This window comes from Microcystis sp. M53603_WE2, from assembly GCF_030065435.1.
Window position 1 is genome coordinate 1 of the sequence record NZ_JASJFF010000910.1, and the last position, 2,297, is coordinate 2,297.

Here is a 2,297-nt window from a genome sequence, read left to right on the forward strand (position 1 = left end):
CGGCAAAAATTCCTGCTTTGACTTGAAGGTAACAAGCCTTCGTAACGCACCACCTGTCATCAACTAAGTAGCCGGTTACAATTAAAAAACAGGAACCAGAAGCCTGTCCTACTATCTAACAATTAATTGAGATTACTTACCTAACAGCTAATTGGTTTTTTGGTTTTGACTTTTCACTTTAACTACTTAATCTTATGCAGTTTATTGATCGCGCCGAAATAGAAGTGGAAGGGGGTAAGGGAGGTGATGGAATTGTCGCTTTCCGTCGGGAAAAATACGTCCCCGCCGGCGGTCCGGCCGGAGGTAATGGGGGAAAAGGTGGTTCGGTGATTTTCGTGGCGACTCAGAACCTGCAAACCCTGCTAGATTTCCAGTATAGTCGCTATTTTAAGGCCGATGACGGTAAACGGGGCGGCCCGAACAACTGCACTGGGGCCAACGGTAGCGATCGCATTATTAAAGTTCCCTGTGGTACAGTGGTTTACGATCTCGATAGCGAGGAAATTATCGGCGATTTGGTCACTCCCGAACAGACTTTAATCGTGGCTGCCGGGGGAAAAGGGGGATTAGGCAACCGCCACTTTTTAAGTAATAATAATCGCGCACCCGAATACGCTTTACCCGGTTTAGAGGGAGAAAAACGCCATTTACGCCTAGAATTGAAGTTATTAGCGGAAGTGGGCATTATCGGGCTGCCCAATGCGGGAAAATCCACCCTAATCTCGGCCGTTTCCTCTGCTCGTCCCAAAATCGCCGATTATCCCTTTACGACTCTCATTCCTAACTTGGGAGTGGTACGCAAACCCACGGGAGATGGGACGGTATTCGCCGATATTCCAGGATTAATCGAGGGAGCGCACCGAGGAATCGGCCTAGGACATGAATTTTTACGCCATATCGAACGCACACGCCTGTTAATTCATCTTGTCTCCTTGACAGCAGAAGACCCGATCGCCGATTATCAAATTATCCAAGGGGAATTAGCCGCCTATGGTCGGGAATTGGAAAAGCGATCGCAAATACTGGTTTTCAACAAAATTGATGCTGTGGACGAGGAAACGATAGATAACTATCAAAAGCAGTTTGCTAAAATAACCAATGCCGAGATTTTGACCATTTCCGCCGTAACAGGAGCCGGATTAACCACTCTACTCGCCAAAGTTTGGCAGCAATTAGAGCAACTGGAGAGGGTCGAGGATGAAACCCCTTCCCTGTTTTCCTAAAATCGCTCGTTAGTTGTTGAGCTGCCGGGGTGCGGGTGGTCGGCGATTGCTCGGTCTTCTTTCCGTACCTTCAAAGTTACCATTAGAACGACGGGTGCGGCGCTGTTCAGCTTCATTTTCGGCCGCATAGACTTCTAGATAAAGAGAGCGACCCACACTCGCGGCCGCCATTTCTAGGGTAGTTCTAATCGCCTGTAAATTGCGTCCTCCCCGGCCGTAAACTTTGCCTTTATCGGCATCATCGAAGGCTACACGCACCCAAAGACGTTCATTTTCCTTACAGCGCTCGATATCCAATCTCAGACTGGCCGGCTCTTCCAAAAACGGCTCGATAATAAATTTCACCAGTTCGAGATAATTGGGGGTACTAGGCATTGATTTTCTCGAAAATTTTCTGTTTGGTGAGAATGCTGCGCACGGTGTCCGTCGGTTGCGCTCCTTGTTGTAAGCGTCGGATGATTCCTTCCTCATCCAGACGCACTTCATCGGTACGGGGATTGTAAAATCCTAATTCCTCTAGGGGACGACCATCGCGACGACTGGTGCTAACGGCCGCAACGATACGATAACTGGCTTCGCGTTTTTTACCAAAGCGTTTTAGACGTAATTTGATCATGGTTACTCAAAAATTCTCCTTTCAGATTCTAACTCATCCCGGTGGTATTTCCACAAGTGGCGATCGAGGAAACGGTCGGCAGCCATTGGCTATTATTGAAAATAACGCCGATATCTTAATGGTGAGGTACAAAGTTGAAGTGTGTTAGTTTTGGCTAACACACCCGAAATTAAGATTAAATTAAACCTCTTGCATAATTAATTTTTGAGGGTTCAAAAACGTCAAAAATAAGGATTAAATCGCATAAAATATGTAAATAGGGTCTGCTGAAAAAGTTTTTCCTGGGGGTAGGATTCAGGAGTCAGGAGTCAGTAGCCAGTCGTTTCAGGCTTTGTTGCCCTTGTTTTGTGTACCAAGCGATGTACTACAAGAAGGATAATGCAAGGTTTTTGAAAGTCCCAATCCTATTTTCTTGCACTAACATCGGACTTTAACAGGTCAAAAGCCTTATTTTAAAA

Annotated in this window: 4 protein-coding genes; 2 read left to right on the top strand and 2 right to left on the bottom strand. The window is 46.3% G+C overall.

From position 1 onward, the window contains the following. Nucleotides 1–194: 194 nt before the first annotated feature. Nucleotides 195–1,223 (top strand): GTPase ObgE, encoded by a 1,029-nt coding sequence (gene obgE / locus PX481_RS19310; RefSeq protein WP_002762467.1) that lies wholly within the window; start codon nt 195–197, stop codon nt 1,221–1,223. A 9-nt stretch (nt 1,224–1,232) separates the two neighbouring features. On the opposite strand, the gene PX481_RS19315 is transcribed toward obgE, so the two are convergent. Both PX481_RS19315 and rpsP read right to left on the bottom strand, forming a co-directional pair. Beyond that, the gene (locus tag PX481_RS19315; protein WP_002762468.1) at nt 1,233–1,598 is read right to left on the bottom strand and encodes a KH domain-containing protein; all 366 of its coding nucleotides are present in this window, start codon (nt 1,596–1,598) and stop codon (nt 1,233–1,235) included. Beyond that, nucleotides 1,591–1,839: a 30S ribosomal protein S16 gene (rpsP, locus tag PX481_RS19320; RefSeq protein WP_002736858.1), complete on the bottom strand. Its 249-nt coding sequence runs from the start codon at nt 1,837–1,839 to the stop codon at nt 1,591–1,593. The genes PX481_RS19315 and rpsP overlap by 8 nt, the downstream gene beginning before the upstream one ends. Between rpsP and PX481_RS19325 the strand changes: the two genes are divergently transcribed. Next, nucleotides 1,838–1,987, top strand: a complete 150-nt coding sequence (locus PX481_RS19325; protein ID WP_155119787.1) for a hypothetical protein — start codon at nt 1,838–1,840, stop codon at nt 1,985–1,987. The genes rpsP and PX481_RS19325 overlap by 2 nt on opposite strands. Nucleotides 1,988–2,297 lie beyond the last annotated feature (310 nt).